Source organism: Streptomyces sp. NBC_00691 (assembly GCF_036226665.1).
In the GTDB taxonomy this organism is placed as follows: Bacteria; Actinomycetota; Actinomycetes; order Streptomycetales; family Streptomycetaceae; genus Streptomyces.
The window spans coordinates 7,350,939-7,373,645 of the sequence record NZ_CP109007.1; the positions used below are offsets into that span (position 1 = coordinate 7,350,939).

Below are 22,707 nucleotides of genomic sequence, written 5' to 3' on the forward strand. Positions count from 1 at the left end.
GCCACTTCCTTCCGGACTGCTGGTGGGACGGTGTGTTCAGGGGCCGATGTGGATGAAGGGCACCCAGGTCGTGAGCCGGAGGTGATCGCTCCGCGTCCCGCCGCGGCGCTCCTGCCGCTGTCGTGCCCGGACCCGGTCCCGTTCACGCATGGCCCGCACGGCATGGTGGAGACGCCGTGCGGCGTCCGCGGGGTCGAACCCGGGCCCGGGGACTTCCTCGCCACCCGTCCCGGCGACGCGGGCCTCTCGCGCACCCGCGGCGTAGAAGTCCCGGGTGATGACGGACGCGGCGCTGTCCTGCACGGACCAGAGCGTCCCGATGACATGCCGGAAACCGGCGAAGTGCAGCGCCGCGGCCAGGGTGATCGACTCGTCGGCGAGCCCGACGCCTCCCACGGCGGTCTGGCAGGCGGACAGGAAGGCGAACTCTCCGGTGAAGCGCTCCTCGACGAGGTCGTGGACGTGCAGGAGTCCGTCCCGCAGGACGATCCCTCCCTCTCCGGGCCGGTCGAGCCGCTGGGCGGCGTGACTGCTGAAGTGTGCCCGGGGATGCCGGCTCAGGGCTTCCAGTACCGCCTCGACGGTGGCCTCCTCGCCCCGCAGCGAGGTCAGACGATCGCCGAACGCCTGCCGGAGGGAGTCCCGGTCGGCCTCATGGGCGGGCAGGTGCGGCAGGCCTTCCGGCTCGGGCGCGACGAAGAGCAGGTCCGCGGAGTCCGACCCGCCGCGGAGGTGCGGGCGCGGGGTGCCGTCACGGGCCGCGATCAGCGCCCGTACCGTCGGCGTATAGGAGGACACCACTCGGTCGAGGACGGTCGGGTACGCCTCGGTCTCCTCCTCGGCGTGGTGGCCGGCCGCGTGCAGCGGCAGCAGGGCGAGCAGCCCCGTCGGGCACCACCACAGGCGCGGAAGCGGGTCGCCGGGAGCGGCGGGACCGCGGTGCCCCAGGTCGTCCAGCACCGGCCGCGCGATCGCGTCCCACAACCAGACGGCGAGACCAGCGAGTTCCCGCTCGGCCGCGTCGCGAGCGTCGGACAGGGACAGCCGTGCCCTCGCGATCCTCGCGAACACGCGTCGCTTCCGGTCGCCACGGGCGAACGGCACCATCGCGCGCTGCAGGTTCCAGCCCGCCTTCTCCAGGGCCGTCAGGCAGTTCAGGTAGGAGGTGGTCCGGGCCCTGACGTCGACCGGATCCAGCAGCGGCAGCGGCAGGGAGCGGATCTCGTCGCCGACGAGCAGGATGGCGTCGCTCCGCCCGTCGCTGAGGTTGAGAACCACCACGGCCCCCTCGCGGGCGGCGACGGTCAGCGAGGCGGCCGTCGGCGGACGGAGGAAGTCCGCGAGCTGGGGGATGTTCTGGGCGCGGCCGAGCCGCCGGACCTCCTCGACGAGTTCGTCCCATCGCCGGGTGAGAGCGATCCGCCGGTCCACGGCAGACGTCGTCCCCTGTTCCCGTCCGTCCACACGGCATCCCCCTCGACGAAGCCTAGACGCCGGGGCGGTCCGCGTCAGGAAGTCCGGTGCATCGGCGGCCGGTTGAAGGGACCACGGAAACGGCACCACCGGCACCACCGGCACCGTGGGCGGCGTACGCGTTCCGCCCGGGACGAGGTCGTCGGGAGGCCGGCCGCCGTGGCATCGGGCCACGCCGTTCTCGATTTCTCGGGTGACGGACCCATCCGCCGGGTGGGTGACGCCGAATGGCGGGTGTGAGCAGCTTCCGCACCACCCTCACCCGAACCTCTCTCGGGGCGCTCGCCGGCCTGCTGGCCGGCTTCACGGCGCTGACCGTGGCCGAGCTCGTAGCCGCGCTCGTCCGTCCGGCAGCGGGCCCGGTCACCGTGGTCGGGGGATCGGTCATCGACCTGACGCCCGCTGCGGTGAAGGACTTCGCGATCCGCACGTTCGGCGAGAACGACAAGGTCGTCCTCCAGCTCGGGATCGTCGTCCTGCTGGGGCTGTTCGCCGCCTTCCTGGGCGTCCTCGCACTGCGCCACCGGCGGACGGGTGCCGCCGGGGCGCTGCTGTTCGGCGTTCTCGGCGGCGTCGCCGCACTGAGCAGGCCCGACAGCGAGGGAGCCACCGACGTTCTGCCGTCTCTCGTGGGCGCGGTGGCGGGCGCCGCGGTGCTCTACCTCCTAGCGGGCAAAGCCACCCCCGCCTGCTCCCCGGACGGTGATCAGGGCATCGTCCGGGGCTGGAGCAGGCGGGGGTTCCTCACCGCGGCCACCGCCACCGCTGCCGTGGCCACCACGTCCGGAGTCCTGGGCCGGGTCATCGGCGTGCGGCGCGGCCAGGGCGCAGTCGCCTCCCGGAACCGTCTGGTTCTGCCGGCGGCCGTCTCGCCCGCACCTCCCGTTCCCGCGGGCGCACAGCTGAAGGTCGCGGGGATCAGCCCCTTCACCACGTCCCGTCAGGACTTCTACCGAGTCGACACCGCCCTCGTCGTCCCCAAGGTCGACGCGGACACCTGGCGGCTCGCCATCCACGGCAAGGGCGTCCCGCGCTCCCGTACCTTCAGCCTCGAGGACCTCCTCGCCCGACCGCTCGTGGAACGCGACATCACCCTGACCTGTGTGTCGAACGAGGTCGGCGGGCCCTATGTCGGCACCGCGCGCTGGCTCGGCGTACGTCTGGCCGACCTGCTCGCCGAATGCGGTGTCAGGCCACCCTCGGAAGGCGGCGAGGCCGATCAGCTCGTCGCACGTTCGGTGGACGGCATGACCCTCGGATCGCCTGTCGAGGACGTCATGGACGGGCGTGACGCCCTCCTCGCCGTCGGTATGAACGGAGAGCCCCTTCCCTTCGACCACGGCTTCCCCGTCCGCATGCTCGTCCCGGGCCTCTACGGCTACGTCTCCGCCTGCAAGTGGATCGAGGACATCGAGCTCACCACGTTCGACGCCTACGACGCCTACTGGGTCAAGCGGAAGTGGGCGCGGCGGGCACCGATCAAGACCCAGGCACGCATCGACACCCCCAAGCCCTTCGCCCGTCCCGCGGGCGGAACCGTCATGGTCGCCGGCGTCGCCTGGGCCCAGCGCCGGGGCATCACCCGCGTCGAGGTCCGCGTCGACGACGGCCCCTGGCAGGACGCCGATCTCGCCGCCGAAGCCACCCGCGACACCTGGCGTCAGTGGACCTACCCGTGGCGGGCCACCCCCGGCGGACACACCATCACCGTCCGCGCCACCGACGGAACCGGCCGGCCGCAGACCGAGCAGCGCGCACGCACGATCCCCGACGGGGCGAGCGGGTGGCACAGCGTCTTCGTCACCGTCCCCTGAGACCTTCCCGTCCCCTGAGGCCCCGTCCCCTGAGCCCCCTCCCCTGAGACCTTCCCGTCCCCACGGACCACCTGGTCGGCCCACAGGCCGAACCGGTGGCACCGCTCACCCTGAATCCATCCCGGAATCAGCACACCCAAGGAGAAAACGATCATGAACAGCGCGAAGATCCGCCGTACCGCCATCGCCGTCACGGCCGCCGCCCTCCTGCCCTTCTCGCTGGCGGCCTGCTCCGGCTCCGGTGACGACACCAAGGCAGCGGCTCCCACCACGGCCACCCAGGACTCCGCCACGACCGGGGCGACCCCGACCGAGGACGCGATGACCGACGACCAGCCGTTCGGTCCGGCCTGTGCCGGAGTTCCCAAGGAGGGTGCGGGCTCCTTCGACGGCATGGCCAAGGACCCCGTCGCCACCGCGGCCTCGAACAACCCGGCGCTCTCCACGCTGGTCGCCGCCGTCCAGAAGGCCGGCCTGGTCGACACGCTCAACAACGCGCAGAACATCACCGTCTTCGCCCCGACGGACGCGGCCTTCGCGAAGATCCCCAAGGCCGACCTGGACAAGGTCCTCGCCGACAAGGCCACTCTGACCAAGATCCTCACGTACCACGTGGTGGGTCAGAAGCTCACCCCCGAGCAGCTGGAGAACGGCTCCTTCGAGACCCTGCAGAAGGGCATGGTCACCACCGCCGGCTCCGGCGAGGCGTACAAGGTGAACAACACGGCAGCCGTGGTCTGCGGGAACGTCAAGACGGCCAACGCCGACGTCTACATCATCGACACCGTCCTGATGCCCAAGTAACCGTCCGGCACCGAGACGCCGGGCCCGGCACACGGGCCTCCCGAAGCGGCCCTGGGCCCGGCGCCTTGTCCCTCACCAACCCCAGGTGTCCGGGCCGCCCTTGAACGGTCCCTCGATCTCGGGCGTGATCCACCCGCCGTAGAAGTCGCCCTCCTGGGCGGTCACCACCTCGCCGTCGACCGCGCAGCGGACCAGGGACGGATAGAAGGCCAGGTACCCCCGGAGGGCTTCGTACGGGCCGAGGGGCCGCTCGTAGCTCCAGGCCGCGCGGGGGACCGAGACCCCGCCGGTGACCACGTCCCAGTACGATGCCGCGCCCTTCCACTCGCAGTGGGTCCGGCCCGCCCCGGCGCGCAGGAGCGAGGTGTCCACGTCCTGTCGGGGCAGGTAGAAGACCGGGGGGTGGCTCGTCTCCAGGACCCGGAGGCTCGCGCAGGTGTCCGCCACCGGGTCGGAACCCACGGTGACCGTCACGCGGCGGCTGTCGGCCACCACTGAGGGAGGCCGCGGATAGTCCCACACGGACTCCTTCGGACCGGTCGGCACCAGGTTCATGGCGCCTCCTCTCCGTGGGTGCGGCTCTCCTTCGACTCTTCGCTCCCCACCCGGCCCGCGGATGCGGCCACGGCCTCCGGCCCCGGCCCTACGCGACGCCACGGCCTCCGGCCTCGGCTCCCCGGGCGTCGCCGCCGATCCCGGGGATTGCGGCATACGAGCTATTCCGCTTCGCGCTTCATCACATAGTCGGACCGTCGCTGTCCTACGGGCATGACGATCCACTCACCGCTCCGGCACCACCCCGCGCCACCTCGCAACCGGTCCTCCAGGCCCGCTCTTCCCCCGCCTGCCGACAGAGCCGCCCTCCGGCAGGCATGGCACCTGTCCGAGCGCCAGGTCGCCGACGCGTTCGGTGTGACAGCCGCGACCGTGCGGTCCTGGGAAGCGGGCCGCACCTCGCCCACCGGAAGGCGGCGCGCCGCCTACGCCGCCTTCCTGGGCGGCCTCGCCTCCGGCCTGGCGTCCGGGCTGAACGGGCCACCCGCGCAGGTGCCCCGCGCGGCCACCGGGGACCGCCCTCGACAGCGGCGTTCCGATCCACTCCACCACTCCGCCGCGGCGGAGCCCCCCGGCCCCGTACCGGCGCAACGCGTCGCACGCCGTGCCGCCGAGCTCAAGGGACTGCCCGTGGGCGACGGCTTCGATCCCGTGTCCCCCGAGCGGAAGCGCAGGCTTCGTCTGACGGCCGCGGCCGTCGGCCTGTGGACCGTCGCCCTGCACCTCGTTCTGACGATGCCGGCACCCCCTCTCTGAACTCGGGTCACGGCCTGCCGCGGGACACCGGCGGTGTCCCGCGGCAGGAGGCCCGGTTGCCCGGAGACGTACGCACGCGGATCCGTCACACCAGGCCCGTGACGGTGACGCTCACCCGCGCCGCTCCGGCCGTCCGCCCCGGAAGCAGCGCCGCGAGGCGTGCCTCGACGACCGAGCGGACGGCCCGCGCGACGTCCACGGTCCGACTGGACCGCAGGACGACGAGACGGACCTCCACCCGCAAGGGCGAGGTGCGGTCGCCGCCGTGCACCCGGACTCCCGCCGAGGACGAGGAAGCGGCCGCCGCCGGTGAGGGGCGGCGCAGCCCGTCGCGCAGCAACCCCGACAGCCCCGGTCTCAGGAAGGCCACCCCCGGCACGTTCCTGGCCGCGCGGGCGATGTCGTCCGCGAGCGCGGAACGAGTGAGGGGCTGGGGACGGGTCACGACTCACGTTCTTCCTGGCCATCTGCGGGACCGACGAGATCGCTGATGAGAATGTCCACCGCCGAGACGGACATGCCGAGTTCGCTCGTCGCCGCGGCCCGGACCGCGGCCCGGATCCGGTCGGCGATCTCGGGCAGAACACCGTGCGCCGGCGCGTGCACCTCGATCCGGACCGCGACTTCCGGGGCGCGCGGCGTGAGTTCGAGGCGACAGGACCCCGCGTGGACACCGGGAATCGTTTCGGCGGCTTCGCGAAGGCTGCGGGCGGCGACAGCCTCCATGATCGAAAGGTCCTCCCAGGGATCGCCGAGGGGGATCGGCCGTCCTGGACGCAGTTCGAGCCGTACGACGTCCATCACCCGCCGCGTCAGCGCGGTCACGTCCGCGCCCTCGGGCTCCGTGGCCTCCCGCAGCCCGTGGACGGCCGACTCCAGCCGTTCCAGGTCCTCCACCTGGTGACGGCAGTGCTCACAGACCGTCAGGTGAGCGTCGTGCTCCTGCCTCTCCCACCGGTCCCAGAGCTCGGAGATCAGCCGTCCGCAGGGCAGTCGGGCATGGTCGTCGCCGGTGTCGTCCGCGGGCGGAGTGACGTGTGTGCTCATCGCCAGGCCCCCAGTGCTTGTGTCAGACAGCGTCGTGCGCGGAAGACGCGGGCTCGTACGGCTTCCTGACTGATGCCGACCGCGTCCGCGATGAATTCATAGGACTGACCGTCCACCTCCCGCAACACCCAGCATGCGCGTTGCTCGGCGGAGAGGAGATCCAGGGCACCGCGCAGCTCCCGGACCGCGTCCCGCCCCTCGGCGATCCTCGCGGGCGACACCGCGTGCTCGGCCGCCGCGACGTCGCCCGCCGCTTCCAGCGGCACCCCCGTGGTCCGGCCCCGCAGGATGTTGAAACACCGGTTGGTGACGATGCGGTAGAGCCAGGTTCCGAAGGCGGAGCGGCCCTGGAAGTCGGGCAGTCGCCGCCACGCGCTGATGAGTGCCTCCTGGACGGCGTCCTCCGCTTCCGTACGGCTGCTCAACAACCTGGTCGCAAGACGCAGCAGCATGGGTGTGTGGCGCTCGACGAGCACGGCGAACGCCTCCTCGTCGCCCTCCGCCGCTCTGGCCACAAGGAGGACTTCACCTTCGGTGTGGCCGATGTCCGCTGGCGTGATGCCTGTGCCGACGCCCGTCACTGGGCGGCTCCTCTCCTTCGCCTTCACCAGTGAGACACCGATGGGCTCCACTCGTTACGACCTCATTCGTGGCCGACGGGGGCGCGGATGCGCGGAACCTGTCTCCCGCGACCGCGGAGGCCGCTGGGAAGGCCGCCCGGAGCAGCGGAGCGGCCCGCACGGACGGGGGACCGCCGACCGGGCCCGCGGGGAAAGGCGGGGAGCTTGTCGTGATTCGGGCGTCACAGCTCCGCGTCGCCGGGGTCGAAGCGGGTGAGAACGGTTCAGCGATGCTCCACGAGAGGAAAGATCATGACCGCTACCACCGCAGCAGTGTCGAGGAACGGGTCCGCCCCGCAGAAGGGCTCGGACGGACAGCCGTCCTCGGCCGGGCCGGGGGAGGGCGGGCACCACGACCGGCCGGCCGTGCTGCCGGTCGGCGAGCGCGGCAGGACGGCGATCGGCGATGTCGTGGTCGTGAAGGTGGCGGGCATGGCTGCCCGGGAGATCCCGGGGGTCCACGACATGGGAGGCGGCCTCTCCCGAACCCTGGGTGTGGTGCGGGAGCGGGTCCCGGGCGGACGGCCGAACGTCGGGCGCGGAGTGAAGGTCGAGGTCGGCGAGCGGCAGGCGGCCATCGACCTGGAACTCGTCGTGGAGTACGGCGTCGCCATCACGGACGTGGCGCAGGACGTCCGGGAGAACGTCGTCGTGGCCGTCGAGCGCATCACAGGACTGGAGGTCGTCGAGGTGAACATCACCGTCAACGACGTCCACCTGCCGGAGGACGACAACGAGGCCCTGGCTGACTCACGGGTGGAGTGAGACGACCGAGGCCCTCCGGAATGTCCCTCGACGAGTGGAACAAGGAACGGTAATGACTCAGGCGTTCACGGGAATGACCGCGGGCATCGCCTTGGCCTTCGCGGCCTGCTTCGGTGGGGCGGGCGCGTTCCTGCTCGTCGCCACGCTGGGGGGAGCGGGATGGGCGATCGGAAGCTGGTTCGACTCGGGCGGCCGGGTCCGGGACCTTCGGGAGTCCTTCGAGCGGGGCCGACGATGACGGCAGCGGGGGACCGGGGGACCACCCGCGTCTCGGCGAGGGCGGTACGTTCGATCGCCGCCCTCGCGGCCGCCGAGGCGCTGCCCGCCGGGAGCACGGCGCACAGGACGACCACGACGTCTCGCGGAGACCGGACGCAGCCGCACATCGACGTGAGGCTGCACCACCCGGACTCCCTGGCCGACACGGTCGCGACCCTGCGAGAGTTCGTGGCCCGGCGCACACACGACCTGACGGGCCTTCCCTGCGCGCCGCCTGACATCCGCGTCACCGAGCTGACCCTGCCGCCCCCCAGGACACCTGCACGATCCTCGGGTGCCTCGGGTGCCTCGGGTGCCTCGGAGGCCGCCGCGCCACCGCCGCGGCCGCCACGGCGAGTCTGGTCGCAGCGGCGCGTTCCTGTCGCGGTCCTGTCCCTGTCGAGCTCCCTGGCTCTCGGCACCCTGGCCTTCGACATCGCCGGGAGGTGGTTTCCCGCGCTCCCGGAGACAGCCTGGTGGACACCTCTCGTCACCTGGTCGACCCAGAGCACCTCAGTCACCCTCCTGCCCGTCCTCGGGGCAGGCGCGGCGCTCGCCTCAGGGGTGCTCCTGATCCTTCTGGCGGTCCTTCCGGGACACCGGCGTCGATGGACGGTCTCCTCCGCACCGTCTCTGACGGCATCCGTCGACCGCACGGTCCTCGAAGCCGTCCTCCGGGCTGCCGTGGGCGCCGTGAACGGCATCGGACCGGTCGCCGTACGGGTGAGTCGCCGGACCGTCACCGTACGGGCGACGCGGACACGCGGTGACGGCGAAGCCGCCCTCGCCGGGGCGCGTGACGCCGCCGAGCGGGCGCTCACCGCCTGTCGCCTGGCGCGCCCGCCTCGACTGCGCGTCGTGATCGGCACCACCACCTCAGAACCTCCGGTGCCGGGGAGGCAGGCGTCGCCCGGGCCGGTCGCGCCCTCGTCCGGCTCCGGCCCCCACCCCGGTCCGGTGCGACGGACGGGTGACGGGTCCGCGCGGTTCGGTGCCCCGAGGACAGCGCAAGACGACACTCCGTCGAGGACGATCCGCGAAGGAGTCGATTCGTGACATCGAGGCAGCTCACGATGGTCAATCGGGCTTTCCTCGCCCTTTCGGGCCTCGTGTTGGCCGGGTGCGCGGTCGTATGGGCGCGCTTCCAGCTCGATCCGGCCGCCGCACGGGGCTCCGGCCGGCCGTGGCGCGCCTTCGGATCCGCCACGGACGTCCTGGCCGAGTGGCGCTCCCAGAACTGGTGGCCGGTGTCGGCGTGCGCGGTGGCAGCCGTGGCGTCCGTGCTCCTTGCGCTGTGGTGCGTACGCCAGGCGACGCGCGGCACCCGCGCGACGGTCCCGCTGGCGACGCGCGGCGCGGTCACACTGCGCAGCGCGCTGGAGAGGGCCGTCACGGAGGAGGTGCTGAAGACGGGAGAGGTGGCCGGCTGCCGGACCCGGATCACCAGCGAGGGCCGCCGCCTCCGCATGCGCATGAAGATCAGGCTGCACCGTGAGGCCACCCCCGACCGTGCCCTCGCTGCCCTCGGCAGGGTGCTGGCCCAGGTCGACGACATCATGGCCCCGCAGACGGTCCGGGCTGACGTACGCTTCGCCTCCTCGGCCGGACGCGGTGCACGCCGAGGCGCTGTGCCGGGAAGACGAACTGTCCTATGAGCGCTGCGGGGAGACGGATACGCCTTCCGTTCCGCCTGCCATGAGGCTCAATGGGCGGCGGCGCCGCTCTCGGCGTGACGGGCGGCGATCTCGTACGGCGACTGGTCGTCGGAGTCGCGGTCGGAGGCGGGGAAGCCGCCTCTGGCCGCCTCTCGTCGCGCCTGCTCCATCAACTGGTGGAACTCCTCCTCGGTCATCTGCCTCACCTCCCGGCCGTTCGCTCGCCGCGGTCCTCACTCTGTATTCGTCGCCGCCACCGCAACGGATGGGATTCCGTGACATTCCCTGCGACCGGCCGGCCGGCGCCCTGGTCAGGGCGCCCCCCTCGTGGTGCGGCGGCTCCGGCACGGGCGCGTGCCTGGATGGCGGTGGGCGGCAGGCCGTGCATCGAATGCACTACCTCAAGTCGCGTGCGTCACGTGGCGGACTGACGGTGGGCCATGTCGCCGCGTACGAGAAGCCGACAGACAGTCAGCCGACGCGGGCGACGAAAGGAAGTCTTCGATGCGCTCTGCCCGCATTCTCCTCGCTGCGACCGCCGCCGCCGGCGCCCTGACGATCGCCGCGCCCAGTGCCTACGCCAGCACCGCAGGCGACTGGGACAAGGACGACTCCTCCCACAGCCAGGAGCGCGACCACGAGAAGGGTGGTCACGAGAAGGGTGACCACGAGAAGCCGAAGGGTGGCATGCACACCGGTTCGGGTGCGCTGTCCCTGGTGGGCGGTGACGACTGGTCGAAGGGTGACCAGGAGAAGGGTGACCACGAGAAGGGTGGTCACGAGAAGGGTGACCACGAGAAGCCGAAGGGCGGGATGCACACCGGTTCGGGTGCGCTGTCCCTGGTGGGCGGTGACGACTGGTCGAAGGGTGACCACGAGAAGGGTGACCAGGAGAAGGGTGGTCACGAGAAGGGTGACCACGAGAAGCCGAAGGGCGGGATGCACACCGGTTCGGGTGCGCTGTCCCTCGTGAACGCCGACGACTGGTCGAAGGGCGACCAGGAGAAGGAGAAGGACAAGGGTAAGGAGGAGGGCTACAAGGCGGAGAAGCCGAAGGGCGGCATGCACACCGGTGGTGGCGGGCTCGCCGGCACCAGCATGAACGTGACGGGCGCCCTGGTGCTGGCCGGAGGGCTGGCCGCGGTCGCCGTCATGCGCCGCAGGAAGGCCGGCGGCACCGCCTGACCCTCCTCCGACGCGGGGGCCCGCCACGGCTGGGCCCCCGCATCCGATCCCTCCTGGCTTCCCCCTCGCTTCCGAAAGGTCCCCCTCAGGTGACGACCCGACCCGACCCCGTGAGTACGGGAACACCACGACGCGCCGCACGATGGGCCGTCCGGGGCGTGTTCTGGGCCGTGGCTCTGGCCGTGCTTCTGTACGCCTTCGGCTCGAGGCTGTTCACGCCGGACGCGACCGCTCCGATCACGCCCACAGGGCCTTCGGTGACGCAGCAGGCTCCGGCGGCCGCGCCTCAGCCCGCTCGGCCGGACGCTTCCGCCTCGTCGGAACCGGACGTGACCTCGCCGGGCGTTCCGGTCATGCCACGCTCGGCGCCCGTCCGGCTGCGGATTCCGAAGATCGCCGTGGACGCTCCCTTCACCGGACTCAAGATCGGTCCTTCCGGCGCTCTGGACCCGCCTCCCGCGGACGACACGAATCTGGTCGGCTGGCAGAGTTCCGGGATCTCCCCTGGTCAGCGGGGTACGGCGATCATCGCCGGTCACCTTGACACCGCGACCGCCCCGGCGGTCTTCGCGCGCCTGTCCGAACTCTCGCCCGGTGACCGCTTCGAGGTCGATCGTGTCGACGGGACCACCGCCGTCTTCCTGATCGACTCCGTGGAGAACTTCCACAAGAACGACTTCCCGGACCAGCGCGTGTACGACGACACTCCCGACGCCTTGGTCCGGCTCATCACCTGCGCCGGCGCGTACGACCGCTCGGCACGCGACTACGCGGAGAACCTGGTGGTCTTCGCCCACCTCGACCACGCTGCCTGACAGCGCGGTCCCGTCCCGCCGGACGAGTCGGGCCCGCTCCGGGCCGCGCCCAGGACTTCGCTCCGGTCAGCGGCGCACCCGATAGCGCAGGTGCAGCACCCGGTTGCCCTGAATCGCGGTGTCGGGACCCTCCAGCAGGTGCTGCGCGCGGACCGACCCGAAGTAGCGCCTGCCCGAGCCGAACACGACGGGTACGACGTCCATGCGTACCTCGTCGATCAGGCCCGCCGCGAGCACCTGGCCGCCGACGTCGCCGGCGGCGACCTCGACGATGCGGTCACCCGCGAGCTCCTGTGCCGTGGCCACGGCTGCCTCGATGCCGTCGACGAAGTGGAACGGCGCCTCGGGGTCCCATCCTTCGGGCTGCGGCCGGTGGGTCACGACGACCACGTGGTCGACGCCGCCCGGAGGCTTCCCGTCCCAGCCGTCCGTCATGTCGAAGACACGGCGGCCGACGACCGTCGCCCCGATCCGGTCCCAGTACGACCGGGTGTAGTCGTAGGACGGCTGCGACACCTTCAGGACGCCGCTCTCGTCCAACGGCACGTCACCGCTCGACAACCAGTCGAACAGCGGTCCCGGCTGGTCGTTCTCGTCCGCGATGAAGCCGTCCACCGACACCGAGCTGTACATGACCACCTTGCCCACGGGGCTCTCCTCTGCGTCGGGTGCCCTCGAACGGCGTGTCGTGAGCTTGTCGCTCCGCTGAGAAGGTAGCCGAGGTCCTCCGCCTCCCGGGCGAGGCGCACGGTGTCGCGCCACGTCCGGAGGGCGTCCTCGCCCGACCTTCTAGGCTGGGCGCGTGACAGCCGACAACCAGCGGCCCCTGGCCGTCTTCGACCTCGACAACACGCTCGCCGCGACCGCCCACCGCCAGCGCTTCCTGGAGCAACGCCCCAAGGACTGGGACGCCTTCTTCGCCGCGGCGCCGGACGATCCGCCGCTGGACGAGGGGATCGCCCTGTGCCGTGAGGCGGCCGAGGAGTGCGACGTGGTCTATCTGACCGGGCGTCCGGAGCGCTGTCGCCGGGACACCCTGGCCTGGCTGGCCGCGCAGGGACTCCCGGAGGGGCCGGTCCACATGCGCCGCAACCGCGACTTCCGTCCGGCCCGGGTGACCAAGGTGGAGATCCTGCGGCGGCTGGGCGCCGACCGTGCGATCAGGATGCTCGTCGACGACGACATGCTGGTCTGCGACGCGGCCGAGGAGGCCGGCTTCCCCGTCGTACGCGCTCGGTGGGCTACCCCGTCCGAGGAGCTGAGGGACGCCCAGGAGAAGGAGGGCCGCACCTGATGGGCACCGAGCGGAGCACCGCCGAGCGGCTCCCCGAGGAGGGGAGCACCGCCGAGCGCCTCCCCGCGGCACCCGCGGTGGACCGGCTGGAGGAGTACGACCGGTCCGAGATCTTCGGGGACGCCGTCGACCCGTTCGGGGTGGACGCGTCGGGTCTGGTCTGGCTGCCGAAGGAGCACCACTTCGGGATCAGGGCGGCCGGGCGGCTCCTCGCCCACGCGGGGCTCCTGGTCCTCCCCCTCTCGGTCGGCGGCAGCCGGTTCGACGTCGTGGGCCTCGGCGGGGTCGCCGTCGCCCCGGACCGGCGGGGCCGCGGGCTCGCCGCGCGGGTGGTGGCCGGCGCCCTGGACCACGCGCGGACGCTGGGGCCCGAGTTCGCGCTGCTGTTCTGCCGCCCGGACGTCTCCGGCCTCTACGCCCGGCTCGGCTGGAGCGTGGTGGACGGCGCCGTGGAGGTGGAACAGCCCGACGGCCCGGCGACGATGCCGCTGCGGACGATGTGGTACCCGCTCCGGCGGGGGAGCCGGTGGCCCGAGGGGCCGGTCCGGCTGCATTCCCGTCCGATGTGACGCGGCGGGACCACGGCCGCGCCGTGGGGGCGTGGTCCACCTCGACTCGCGGGGGTCTCCGGTTCCGTGCAGTGTGGATGGGAGTCGGAACGCGAAGGAGAGGCCGTCATGGGAGATCACGTCTACCGCGTCACGGAGATCGTCGGGTCGTCCTCGGAGGGCGTCGACACCGCCATCCGGAACGGGATCACCCGCGCCTGCGACACGCTGCGCTCGGTCGACTGGTTCGAGGTCACGGAGATCCGCGGTCACGTCGAGGACGGGCAGGTCGCCCACTTCCAGGTGGGCATGAAGGTCGGCTTCCGCCTGGAGGAGCCCAGCTAGCCATGTGCCGCGTTCGTTTTCCGTAGAGCTCACCACCGTCTCCCGGACGCGTGTGACGCGCCCCTCTCGCCGGCCCCAACGGGCCCCGCGAGAGGGGCGTTCGGCGTGCGTGGCCGGTTCGGCGCGCCCGGTGGTGACCGCCGGGTAGCTACCGACGGTAACGGCACGGAGCGCACATTCGGGGTGTCAACGGGATGGTCAAGGACTTGACCATCCCGTTGGTCCAGACCAGAATCCAGGCCACATACCCGCGCGAACACCCCGTTCGGTCCCCCCATGTCGGGTCAGCCCCCCATGCCGCACGACCCTGTGCTGAACCGCAGAAGGTGACCTACGTGAAGAACCGCCATTTGGCCTGCCCCCTGGCAGCCGCCACCGCGCTCGCCCTCGCCGGCTGCGGGATGCTCCCGGGCGGCGGCGGGACGAAGACCGTCAACGTCTGGCTCATGCGGGACAGCGTCAGCGAGGACTTCCTCAACCGCTTCACCGAGGCGTACGAGGACGAGCACGACGGCGTCGAACTCAAGGTCACCATCCAGGAGTGGACCGGCATCGGAAAGAAGGTCACCGAAGCCATCCAGGGCCCCGGCGGCCCCGACGTCATCGAGGTCGGCAACACCCAGGTCGCCCAGTACGCCGACACCGAGAAGCTCTTCGACCTCACCCTGGAGTCGGTCCGCGACCTCGGCAGCGAGGACTGGCTGCCCGGTCTCGCCGAGCCCGGCAGCATCGGCGGATCCCAGTACGGCATCCCCTGGTACGCGGCGAACCGCATCGTCATCTACAACAAGGACCTGTTCGCCGACGCCGGCATCGACAAGCCGCCGGCCACGCGCGCCCAGTGGCTCACCGACACCGAGAAGCTCAACAGCAAGGGCTCCCAGGGCATCTATCTCGCGGGCCAGGACTGGTACACCCTCGCCGGATTCATCTGGGACGAGGGCGGCGAACTCGCCACCGACAAGGGCGGCGAGTGGACCGGCGCGCTCGAGAGCGCGGCTGCCCGGCGCGGCATGGCCTACTACAAGGAACTCCAGTCCCTCGGCTCCGGCCCCAAGGACGCCGACGAGCAGAACCCGCCGCAGGCCGACGTCTTCGCCAAGGGCGACGTGGCCCAGCTCATCGCCGCCCCCAGCGCCGTCGCCGCGATCCTCAAGGCCAACCCCGGTCTCAAGGACAAGCTCGGCTACTTCCCCATACCCGGTGCGAAGGCGGGCCAGCCCTGCGCCGTCTTCACCGGTGGCTCCGACCTGATCATCCCGGAGAACGCCCCCCAGCGCGGCGCCGCCCTCGACGTCGTCAAGGCGCTCGCCGGCGAGAAGTGGCAGACCGACCTCGCCCGCACCATGGGCTACGTGCCCAACAAGAAGGGCCTCGCCTCCGTCGTCGCCGGCCAGGAGGCCACCGCCGTCATGGCCAGGGGCGCCGCCCGCGGCCGCGCCACCCCCAACTCGCCGCAGTGGGCCGATGTCGAGGCCGACAACCCCATCAAGCCCTACATGACGGCCGTCCTCCAGGGTGAGGACCCGCTGAAGGCCGCCAGGCTCGCCTCGGCCGAGATCACGGACACCCTCGCCGAATAGCATTCAGCGCCTCCACACCCGCGGGCCCCCGGACGGTCATGTCGAATCCAGCCGGTCACGGAAGAAGTAAGGAGCCGGGCCACCGCTCACACGGTCCGGCGCCGCCCCTTCCCCTTCCGTACGCCGGAGGAGCCCGACATGGCCGCACCGACCCCCACGCTCGCCGTCCCCGCTCAGCCGCTCGCCGTACCCGCCCAGCCCCTCGTCGGGCAGCCCGCGTCCCGGGCCCACGTCGCGCAGACGGCGCCGCGGACCCCGGCCGAGGAGCCCACCCCCCGGTACCTCGTCGGACTCGCCCGTGACCAGGAGGACGTCCGCGCCGCCCAGCGGCTGCGCCACCAGGTCTTCGCCGGTGAACTCGGCGCCCAGCTCGACGGCCCGGAGCCCGGCCTCGACATCGACGCCTTCGACGCGTACTGCGACCACCTCCTCGTACGGGAGGAGACCACCGGCGAGATCGTCGGCACCTACCGCATCCTTCCGCCCGACCGGGCCGCCGTCGCCGGGCGCCTCTACTCCGAGAGCGAGTTCGACCTCACCCGGCTCGCCCCGATCCGGCACGACCTGGTCGAGGTCGGGCGCTCCTGCGTCCACCCCGCCCACCGCAACGGGGCCGTCATCGCGCTCATCTGGGCCGGCCTCGCCCGCTACATGACGAACACCGGCCACAACTGGCTCGCCGGCTGCTGTTCCCTCCCGCTCGCCGACGGCGGCACCCTCGCCGCCGCCACCTGGGACACCGTCAAGGCCAAGCACCTCGCCCCGGAGGAGTACTGGGTCACCCCGCACAAGCTCTGGAGCCCCGAGGGCATCACCCGTCCCGAAGGCCGCACCGAGCTGCCGCCGCTGCTCCGCGGCTACCTCCGGCTCGGCGCCTGGGTCTGCGGCGCCCCCGCGCACGACCCCGACTTCGGCGTCGCCGACCTCTACGTCCTGCTCTCGCTGCGCCGGACCAACCCGCGCTACCTCAACCACTTCCTCTCGCTCGCCCCTGCGCGGTGAACGGATCCACGGCCCTCTCGCCGTGGCTCCCCACGGCACCCTGCACCCCGGGCCACTGCGCCGCCCACCCCGCGTCCGCCCACCACCGGCGCCACGCGGGGGCGGACCGGGCCGGGGCCGTCCGGGCCGCGGCCCGGCTGATCGCCGGACTCGGCACCGTCCTCCTCGGTCTGCTCCTCGCCCTGCCGGCCGGTCTCCTGCCGACCGGGACCCGGCTCGCGCTCGTGCGGTTCTGGACGCGGGCGGTGGTCCGCGCCTTCGGCGTCCACGTCCGGTACGAGGGAGCGGCCGCCCCGTCCGGCGGTCCGCTCCTCGTCGTCGCCAACCACGTCTCCTGGCTCGACATCCCGCTGATCGCCGCCGTCCTGCCCGGCCGCACGGTCGCCAAGTCGGAGGTGCGCCGCTGGCCCGTCCTCGGCACGCTCGCGGCTCTCGGCGGCACCCTCTTCATCGACCGGGAGGGGATCATGGCCCTGCCCGGCACCGTAGGGACCATGGCCGGGGTGCTCGCGGGCGGCGGCCGCGTGGTCGTCTTCCCCGAGGGCTCGACCTGGTGCGGCCGGGAACGCGGCCGGTTCCGCCCGGCCGCGTTCCAGGCCGCCCTGGACGCCGGTTGCGCCGTGCAGCCGGTACGGATCGACTACCGGCCCACGGACGCCGCCGCGTACGTCGGGACCGACCCGCTCGGCTCCTCGCTGTGGCGGGTCGTCTCCACCCGCCGGGTCACCGCCGTCGTCCGGCTCCGGGAGCCCCTCCCCGGAGCCCTGTACCCGGATCGCCGGGCCCTGGCGGCCGCCGCTCAGCGGGCGGTGGCCAGCGACAGCGCGAACCTTCCCTCGCTGTCGGTCCACCAGCGGTCGAGGTCGAGGTCCGCCTCCGCGAGCTCGGCCCGGACACCGGCCTGACGGAACTTCGCGGACACCTCCGTCCGCATCTCCTCGCCCGCCGCGAACGGCACCACGAGATCCAGCTCCGGGATCTTCACGGTCAGCGCGCGGCGGGCCCGCAGCCGCATCTCGATCCACTCCCGCTCGCGGTCCCACACGGCCACGTGGTCGAAGGCGTCCGGGTCGAAGTCCGCGTCGAGCTCCCGGTCGATGACCGCGAGTACGTTCTTGTTGAAGGCGGCCGTCACCCCGGAGGAGTCGTCGTACGCGGCCACGAGCGTCGGCTCGTCCTTCACCAGGTCCGTGCCGAGCAGCAGCGCGTCGCCCGGCGTGAGCATCGCCCGTACGGAGCGGAGGAACGTGCGGCGCTCGCCGGGCAGCAGATTGCCGATGGTGCCGCCGAGGAAGGCCACCAGACGGGGCCCCGGCGTCCCGGGCAGCGCGAGCCCGCGGGTGAAGTCGGCGACCAGCGCGTGCACATGCAGCCCCGGCCGTTCGGCGAGCAGCGACTCCGCCGCCCCGGTCAGCGCGGACTCGCTCACATCGACCGGCACATAGCTGTCCAGTGCGGGCAGCAGCGCGTCGATCAGGAAGCGGGTCTTCTCCGAGGAGCCGGAGCCCAGCTCCACCAGGGTCCTGGCCCCGGTGGCGGCGGCGATCTCCGCCGCCCGCTCCTTGAGGATCTCCCGCTCGGCCCGGGTGGGGTAGTACTCGGGCAGCCGGGTGATCTCCTCGAAGAGCTCACTGCCCCGGGCGTCGTAGAACCACTTCGGAGGCAGTTCCTTGGGCGAGCGGTTGAGTCCCTGGAGGACGTCGGCGCGCAGATCGGCGCCGGCGGCGTCCGGGGCGAGGGTGCGGGTCAGCTGGAACGGGCTCACGCGGAGGGCTCCTTGAGCGGGGTGAGGGTGACGTCGGCGCGGGTGGCGGTCACGAGCGTGTGCCCGGGGACCTCCCGCCAGCGCGGATCGTCGTCGTACGGTTCGGAGGCCACGACCACCCGGTCGGGACCCGTCAGGTACCAGAGGCTGTTCTCCCAGGCGGTCGCGGCGATCGTCGACCCGTCGGTGAGCAGCAGGGTGAGACCGGAGCCGGGGGCCGCCTCGGCGACCTCCCGCACCGTGTCCGCCAGGGCGGGGCCCGGGGCGTCACCGGACCGGAGCCGGTGCAGCACGAGCGCCCAGAGCAGCGCCGAGTCGGTCCGGGCCTCGAGGCCGAGGAGTTCGCCGGCCGGGAGGGTGGCGGCGAGCGGCGCGAGCGAGCCCGGCCAGCTCCTGACCGCGCCGTTGTGGCTGAACAGCCAGGGCCCGGCGGCGAACGGCGCCGCGGCGGCCTCACCGTCGGCGCCCGGCAGGGTCGCCCCGCGGACCGCGGCGAGCAGCGCCCGGGAGCGCACCACCCGGGCCAGGTCGGCGAAGGAGAGGTCGCCCCAGAGGGGCCCGGAGCGCCGGTACCGGGCCGGTACCGGATCGCCCTCGGCGTACCAGCCCACCCCGAACCCGTCGGCGTTGACCACTCCGCTGGTCTGGTGGCGGGGCTCCCAGGACTGGCGCAGCAGGGCGTGCTCCGGCCCGACGAGCAGCTCGCCCAGCGGCACCGGAGCGCCAAGATAGGCGATATGGCGGCACATCAGTCGAGCTCCGCGTTGCGGGCGGTGCGGAATCCGGAGAAGATCTGGCGCCGCACCGGCAGGTCCCAGTTGCGGAAGGTGCCCCGGCAGGCGACCGGGTCGACGGCGAAGGAGCCGCCGCGCAGCACCTTGTGGTCGGGGCCGAAGAACACCTCCGAGTACTCCTTGTACGGGAAGACGGTGAAGCCCGGGTACGGCAGGAAGTCGCTCGCCGTCCACTCCCACACGTCACCGATCAACTGCCGTACGCCGAGCGGAGACGCGCCCTCGGGATAGCTGCCCGCGGCGGCCGGACGCAGGTGCCGCTGCCCGAGGTTGGCGTGCTCGGGCCCCGGATCGGCGTCGCCCCACGGATAGCGGCGCGAGCGCCCGGATTCCGGGTCGTACCGGGCGGCCTTCTCCCACTCGGCCTCGGTCGGCAGCCGCCGGCCCGCCCAGCGGGCGTAGGCGTCCGCCTCGTACCAGCTCACGTGGAGGACCGGCTCGTCCTCCGGCACCGGCTCGGTCACCCCGAACCGGCGACGCAGCCACTGGGCGCCCTCCTGGCGCCAGAACAACGGGGCCGCGATGCCGTGCTCCCTGATCTGCGCCCAGCCCTCGGGCCGCCACCAGCGCCGGTCCGTGTAGCCGCCGTCGGCCATGAAGGCCCGGTAGGCGCCGTTGGTGACCGGCGCGGTGTCGATGTGGAAGGCGGGCACGACCCGGACGTGCGCCGGGCGTTCGTTGTCCAGCGCCCACGGCTCCTCCGAGGTCCCCATGGTGAACGGGCCGCCGGGAACGAGGACCTCGGCCGGGAGCGGGCCGCTCCGCAGGGGCGGCGGCGGGGGAGCGGTCAGCCCGGCGGGGCCCTTCCGCAGCTGATGGGTGATCAGCATCGTCTCGTCGTGCTGCTGTTCGTGCTGCGCCACCAGGCCGAAGGCGAAGGCGGCCCGGAGCAGCGGACGCTCGTCGAACTCGGCGCGCTCCAGCACGTCGAGGACACGCAGCCGTACGTCCGCCGCGTAGGTCCTGGCCTCGCCCGGCGCGAGCAGCGGCAGCGACGGACGGGCGGAGCGCGGGTGCTCGAAGGCGTCGTAGAGCGAGTCGATCTCGGGCCGCAGCGCCTCCCGGCCGCCGACCGCGCGCCACAGCCACAGCTCCTCCTGGTTGCCGATGTGCGCCAGGTCCCAGACCAGCGGAGACATCAAGGGGGAGTGCTGGGCGGTGAGTTCACCGTCGTCGACGCAGGAGGTGAGCAGGGCCGTGCGGGCCCGCGCGGCGGTCAGGGCGTCCAGGGCGTGCAGGCGCAGGGCCTCGGGGTCCCGCTCGGTCCGGGTCTCCGTCATGACGTCAGCACCTCCAGGTCGTCGGCCGGGCAGCTCCCGGGGATCACGTACCGCTCGTGGAAGGCCGCGACGGCCCGCCGCACCTCCTCGCTCGCCCCGATCCGGGGCAGCGCGTCGAGCGCGGCGGCGAACACGGTGAGGGCGGTGGCGTGCAGCTCGGGGTCGGCCAGTCCGTCCCGGGCCGCCGCCAGCCAGAGCGGATTGCGGGGGGCGGGATCGCGTCCGGCCCGCTCGGCGAGCGGCTTCACCGCCCGGTACACCGTCTCCGCCGCCGCCGGGTCGTCGAACACCGCCGTCGTCACGGCCACCGGCACCATCCATCCGTCCGGGCCCGGCTGCGCGTCGACCATCCGCAGCTCCAGATGGCCGCGCGGCCGCACCGGCGGGAAGAGCGTCGTCATGTGGTACCGCAGGTCGTCGGCGTCGGCCGGCCGGGGAAGGCCCGAGCGCAGCCAGTCGCGGAAGGTCATCCCCTCCGGCACGGCCCACGGGCCCTCGTCGGCCCGTACGCACAGCACCGGCGTGTCCAGGACGTGTGCCGCGTACTCGGCGCGCGGCTCCCCGTCCGGCAGCGGCGCGAGGGTCCGCCGGGGGTCGAGGTCCGTCCACAGGGCCTGCCGCGTGGAGCGCCAGCCGGTACGGCGGCCGCCGTGCAGCGGGGAGTTGGCGAAGGCCGCGACGAGCACCGCGCCCAGTAGATGGGCGAGCTGCCAGCGCCGGTGGTAGCCGAGGGGCCCCGGCTCCTCCAGGCCCGCGTCCAGACAGATCTGCACCGACGCCGAGTCGCACATCATCGCCCGGCCGGAGGGGCCGGTGCGGTCGAGCGCGGCCTCCATGGCGTCGTACCGCGGCTCGTGCAGCACCCGGCCGCGCGGCGAGTGCCAGGGGTCCACCCCGTATCCGCTGAGGGTGAGGCCGAGGGGTCCCAGCGCCGAGCGTACGGCCCGGAGGTCCGCGGCGAGGGAGTCGAGGCATTCCATGAGCGAACCGGCCGGGCGCGAGCTGAGCTCCAGCTGCCCGCCGGGTTCGAAGGTCAGGGACGACACCAGCGGCAGGGACCGTACGGTGTCGAGCGCCGTCGCGAGCCTCGGCGGACGGACGGGGAGCCGGGGGTCACGCAGCTCGTGCACGAGCCATTCCAGCTCCACCCCCACGGTGCGGGGTGGGCCGGTCTTGAAGCAGATACATCGCAGCAGTTCCTCCGCCTCCGCCTCCGCGAGAGGGGGCTCGCCGCGCCGTATGCCGCTGGACGACATCCGTACACCTCCTGGTCGTCAGGCCGGTCGTCGGGACCGGCCCCGGGAAGTTCTGCTTCCACCTAAAGCCACCACCGGGCGGCGTGCAAGAGCGCCCCGATCCGACCGGACGCGCCCCGCGCGCCCCCGCCCGGCCGGAAATCGCCGGGTGGAGGACCCGTCGGGACCCGGTCGGATCCCGGGAAAACCCGTTGTCCCGGCCGGGACGAAACGATCATCCTGAGGCCATGAGTGCACGACTGCGCGCGATCGCGCGGCAGACCGAGGAGATCGTCGCCGCGGGCCGGTACCAGGCCCCCGACGGCCGCACCGTCTCCGTCGCAGAGGATCTCGCCGCCGCCCTGGCCGGAACACGCCTTTACGGCCCCGAGCCCGTCACGGTCACCCCCGACACCGACCGGACGCCCACCCTCGACGTCACCGGCGAGAGCAGCCTGGCCGCCGCCCGGCGGATGACCGCCGCCGACGCGACCCGCCCCGTGGCCGTCCTGAACTTCGCCTCCGCCCGCAACCCGGGCGGCGGCTACCTCAACGGCGCCCAGGCCCAGGAGGAGGCCCTCTGCCGCTCCTCCGCCCTCCACGCCACCCTGCTCCGCGCCCCCGGCTACTACGCCCACCACCGCGAGGAACGCGACGTCCTCTACACCGACCGGGTCATCCACTCGCCGTGCGTCCCGGTCTTCCGCGACGACCGAGGGGCGCTCCTCGCCGCGCCCTTCACCGTCGGCTTCCTCACCTCGCCCGCACCCAACGCGGGCGTCGTCCGCCGCCGCACCCCCGCCCTCGTCGACCGTCTGCCCGGCGCCCTCGCGTCCCGCGCCGAGCGGGTCCTGGAGACGGCCGCCGCGGCCGGCTACCGGCGGCTCGTGCTCGGCGCCTGGGGCTGCGGCGTCTTCCAGAACGACCCCGAGCAGGTGGCCGGCGCCTTCACCGCACTGCTCACCGGGGAGGGTCGCTTCGCCGGCCACTTCGAGGAGATCGTCTTCGCCGTCCTGGACCGCGCCCAGGGCGCACCGACGCTGGCCGCCTTCGCCCGCGTCGTCGGGGCGGCTGCCGCCTGACATGCGGTGCCCGCACCCCCGTGCCAGGCTGA

At 72.8% G+C, this 22,707-nt stretch carries 27 protein-coding genes; 16 read left to right on the forward strand and 11 right to left on the reverse strand.

The genetic code is table 11. The features are described 5' to 3' along the window. Positions 1–36 precede the first annotated feature (36 nt). A complete protein-coding gene (locus tag OG392_RS33040; protein ID WP_329285592.1) occupies positions 37–1,464 on the reverse strand; it encodes a CHAT domain-containing protein in 1,428 nt (475 codons plus the stop codon). Between the two features lie 236 nt (positions 1,465–1,700). On the opposite strand from OG392_RS33040, the gene OG392_RS33045 reads away from it, so the two are divergent. Both OG392_RS33045 and OG392_RS33050 read left to right on the forward strand, forming a co-directional pair. Continuing rightward, positions 1,701–3,287, forward strand: coding sequence for a molybdopterin-dependent oxidoreductase (locus OG392_RS33045; RefSeq protein ID WP_329285594.1), 1,587 nt, complete (start codon positions 1,701–1,703; stop codon positions 3,285–3,287). A 153-nt stretch (positions 3,288–3,440) separates the two neighbouring features. Continuing rightward, positions 3,441–4,091, forward strand: coding sequence for a fasciclin domain-containing protein (locus OG392_RS33050; protein WP_329285596.1), 651 nt, complete (start codon positions 3,441–3,443; stop codon positions 4,089–4,091). Positions 4,092–4,163: 72 nt separating this feature from the next. Here OG392_RS33050 and OG392_RS33055 read toward each other — a convergent pair whose 3' ends face one another. Further along, complete coding sequence (locus OG392_RS33055) at positions 4,164–4,646, reverse strand: DUF427 domain-containing protein (protein ID WP_329285597.1); 483 nt, start codon at positions 4,644–4,646, stop codon at positions 4,164–4,166. 213 nt (positions 4,647–4,859) lie between these two features. Here OG392_RS33055 and OG392_RS37605 point away from each other — a divergent pair, with 213 nt between their 5' ends. Beyond that, positions 4,860–5,402 (forward strand): helix-turn-helix domain-containing protein, encoded by a 543-nt coding sequence (locus OG392_RS37605; protein WP_443054971.1) that lies wholly within the window; start codon positions 4,860–4,862, stop codon positions 5,400–5,402. Positions 5,403–5,487: 85 nt separating this feature from the next. Here OG392_RS37605 and OG392_RS33065 read toward each other — a convergent pair whose 3' ends face one another. Genes OG392_RS33065 through OG392_RS33075 form a run of 3 tightly spaced genes read right to left on the reverse strand, consistent with a single transcriptional unit; the run spans position 5,488 to position 7,030 of the window. Beyond that, a complete protein-coding gene (locus tag OG392_RS33065; RefSeq protein ID WP_329285599.1) occupies positions 5,488–5,847 on the reverse strand; it encodes a hypothetical protein in 360 nt (119 codons plus the stop codon). After that, complete coding sequence (locus tag OG392_RS33070; RefSeq protein ID WP_329285600.1) at positions 5,844–6,449, reverse strand: Asp23/Gls24 family envelope stress response protein; 606 nt, start codon at positions 6,447–6,449, stop codon at positions 5,844–5,846. Before OG392_RS33070 ends, OG392_RS33065 begins: the two co-directional genes overlap by 4 nt. After that, complete coding sequence (locus OG392_RS33075) at positions 6,446–7,030, reverse strand: RNA polymerase sigma factor (RefSeq protein WP_329285601.1); 585 nt, start codon at positions 7,028–7,030, stop codon at positions 6,446–6,448. Before OG392_RS33075 ends, OG392_RS33070 begins: the two co-directional genes overlap by 4 nt. Before the next feature lie 291 nt (positions 7,031–7,321). Here OG392_RS33075 and OG392_RS33080 point away from each other — a divergent pair, with 291 nt between their 5' ends. The 4 genes from OG392_RS33080 to OG392_RS33090 are packed head-to-tail and all read left to right on the forward strand — an operon-like array spanning position 7,322 to position 9,747. Beyond that, on the forward strand, positions 7,322–7,834 hold the full coding sequence (locus OG392_RS33080; protein WP_329285603.1) for an Asp23/Gls24 family envelope stress response protein: 513 nt from the start codon (positions 7,322–7,324) through the stop codon (positions 7,832–7,834). Positions 7,835–7,886: 52 nt separating this feature from the next. Continuing rightward, a complete protein-coding gene (locus OG392_RS33085; protein WP_329285604.1) occupies positions 7,887–8,072 on the forward strand; it encodes a hypothetical protein in 186 nt (61 codons plus the stop codon). Next, positions 8,069–9,148 (forward strand): DUF6286 domain-containing protein, encoded by a 1,080-nt coding sequence (locus tag OG392_RS37610; RefSeq protein ID WP_443054974.1) that lies wholly within the window; start codon positions 8,069–8,071, stop codon positions 9,146–9,148. The genes OG392_RS33085 and OG392_RS37610 overlap by 4 nt, the downstream gene beginning before the upstream one ends. Continuing rightward, positions 9,145–9,747 carry a hypothetical protein gene (locus OG392_RS33090; protein ID WP_329285606.1) on the forward strand — a complete coding sequence of 201 codons (603 nt, stop codon included), beginning with the start codon at positions 9,145–9,147 and terminating at the stop codon, positions 9,745–9,747. The genes OG392_RS37610 and OG392_RS33090 overlap by 4 nt, the downstream gene beginning before the upstream one ends. Before the next feature lie 47 nt (positions 9,748–9,794). Here the strand turns inward: OG392_RS33090 and OG392_RS33095 are convergent, their stop codons facing one another. After that, the gene (locus OG392_RS33095; protein WP_329285608.1) at positions 9,795–9,944 is read right to left on the reverse strand and encodes a hypothetical protein; all 150 of its coding nucleotides are present in this window, start codon (positions 9,942–9,944) and stop codon (positions 9,795–9,797) included. A gap of 307 nt (positions 9,945–10,251) precedes the next feature. Here OG392_RS33095 and OG392_RS33100 point away from each other — a divergent pair, with 307 nt between their 5' ends. Both OG392_RS33100 and OG392_RS33105 read left to right on the forward strand, forming a co-directional pair. Then, the gene (locus OG392_RS33100; protein WP_329285609.1) at positions 10,252–10,932 is read left to right on the forward strand and encodes a hypothetical protein; all 681 of its coding nucleotides are present in this window, start codon (positions 10,252–10,254) and stop codon (positions 10,930–10,932) included. 89 nt (positions 10,933–11,021) lie between these two features. Further along, positions 11,022–11,747: a class F sortase gene (locus OG392_RS33105; protein WP_443054977.1), complete on the forward strand. Its 726-nt coding sequence runs from the start codon at positions 11,022–11,024 to the stop codon at positions 11,745–11,747. 66 nt (positions 11,748–11,813) lie between these two features. Here the strand turns inward: OG392_RS33105 and OG392_RS33110 are convergent, their stop codons facing one another. Further along, positions 11,814–12,395: a dihydrofolate reductase family protein gene (locus tag OG392_RS33110; protein ID WP_329285614.1), complete on the reverse strand. Its 582-nt coding sequence runs from the start codon at positions 12,393–12,395 to the stop codon at positions 11,814–11,816. Positions 12,396–12,549: 154 nt separating this feature from the next. On the opposite strand from OG392_RS33110, the gene OG392_RS33115 reads away from it, so the two are divergent. The 6 genes from OG392_RS33115 to OG392_RS33140 all read left to right on the forward strand — a co-directional run bounded on the left by OG392_RS33115 (position 12,550) and on the right by OG392_RS33140 (position 17,424). After that, positions 12,550–13,041 carry a phosphatase domain-containing protein gene (locus tag OG392_RS33115; RefSeq protein ID WP_329285616.1) on the forward strand — a complete coding sequence of 164 codons (492 nt, stop codon included), beginning with the start codon at positions 12,550–12,552 and terminating at the stop codon, positions 13,039–13,041. Beyond that, positions 13,041–13,610, forward strand: a complete 570-nt coding sequence (locus OG392_RS33120) for a GNAT family N-acetyltransferase (RefSeq protein ID WP_329285618.1) — start codon at positions 13,041–13,043, stop codon at positions 13,608–13,610. Before OG392_RS33115 ends, OG392_RS33120 begins: the two co-directional genes overlap by 1 nt. 108 nt (positions 13,611–13,718) lie before the next feature. After that, complete coding sequence (locus tag OG392_RS33125; RefSeq protein WP_329285619.1) at positions 13,719–13,934, forward strand: dodecin; 216 nt, start codon at positions 13,719–13,721, stop codon at positions 13,932–13,934. Between the two features lie 335 nt (positions 13,935–14,269). Beyond that, entirely contained in the window at positions 14,270–15,517 is a 1,248-nt protein-coding gene (locus tag OG392_RS33130) for an extracellular solute-binding protein (RefSeq protein WP_329285620.1), read from the forward strand. 138 nt (positions 15,518–15,655) lie between these two features. Further along, positions 15,656–16,519 carry a GNAT family N-acetyltransferase gene (locus tag OG392_RS33135; RefSeq protein WP_329285622.1) on the forward strand — a complete coding sequence of 288 codons (864 nt, stop codon included), beginning with the start codon at positions 15,656–15,658 and terminating at the stop codon, positions 16,517–16,519. Next, complete coding sequence (locus OG392_RS33140; RefSeq protein WP_329285624.1) at positions 16,516–17,424, forward strand: lysophospholipid acyltransferase family protein; 909 nt, start codon at positions 16,516–16,518, stop codon at positions 17,422–17,424. The genes OG392_RS33135 and OG392_RS33140 overlap by 4 nt, the downstream gene beginning before the upstream one ends. Here OG392_RS33140 and egtD read toward each other — a convergent pair. From egtD to egtA, 4 genes are read right to left on the reverse strand one after another with little or no spacing between them, the layout of a single operon-like run. Beyond that, entirely contained in the window at positions 17,319–18,284 is a 966-nt protein-coding gene (egtD, locus tag OG392_RS33145) for an L-histidine N(alpha)-methyltransferase (protein WP_329285625.1), read from the reverse strand. The two genes, OG392_RS33140 and egtD, sit on opposite strands and share 106 nt — an antisense overlap. Next, the gene (egtC, locus tag OG392_RS33150; RefSeq protein ID WP_329285627.1) at positions 18,281–19,033 is read right to left on the reverse strand and encodes an ergothioneine biosynthesis protein EgtC; all 753 of its coding nucleotides are present in this window, start codon (positions 19,031–19,033) and stop codon (positions 18,281–18,283) included. The genes egtD and egtC overlap by 4 nt, the downstream gene beginning before the upstream one ends. Continuing rightward, positions 19,033–20,358 (reverse strand): ergothioneine biosynthesis protein EgtB, encoded by a 1,326-nt coding sequence (egtB, locus tag OG392_RS33155; RefSeq protein ID WP_329285628.1) that lies wholly within the window; start codon positions 20,356–20,358, stop codon positions 19,033–19,035. Before egtB ends, egtC begins: the two co-directional genes overlap by 1 nt. After that, the gene (egtA, locus tag OG392_RS33160; RefSeq protein ID WP_329285630.1) at positions 20,355–21,614 is read right to left on the reverse strand and encodes an ergothioneine biosynthesis glutamate--cysteine ligase EgtA; all 1,260 of its coding nucleotides are present in this window, start codon (positions 21,612–21,614) and stop codon (positions 20,355–20,357) included. The genes egtB and egtA overlap by 4 nt, the downstream gene beginning before the upstream one ends. Positions 21,615–21,841: 227 nt before the next feature. Between egtA and OG392_RS33165 the strand changes: the two genes are divergently transcribed. Beyond that, positions 21,842–22,675 (forward strand): TIGR02452 family protein, encoded by an 834-nt coding sequence (locus OG392_RS33165; protein WP_329285632.1) that lies wholly within the window; start codon positions 21,842–21,844, stop codon positions 22,673–22,675. Positions 22,676–22,707: the final 32 nt, after the last annotated feature.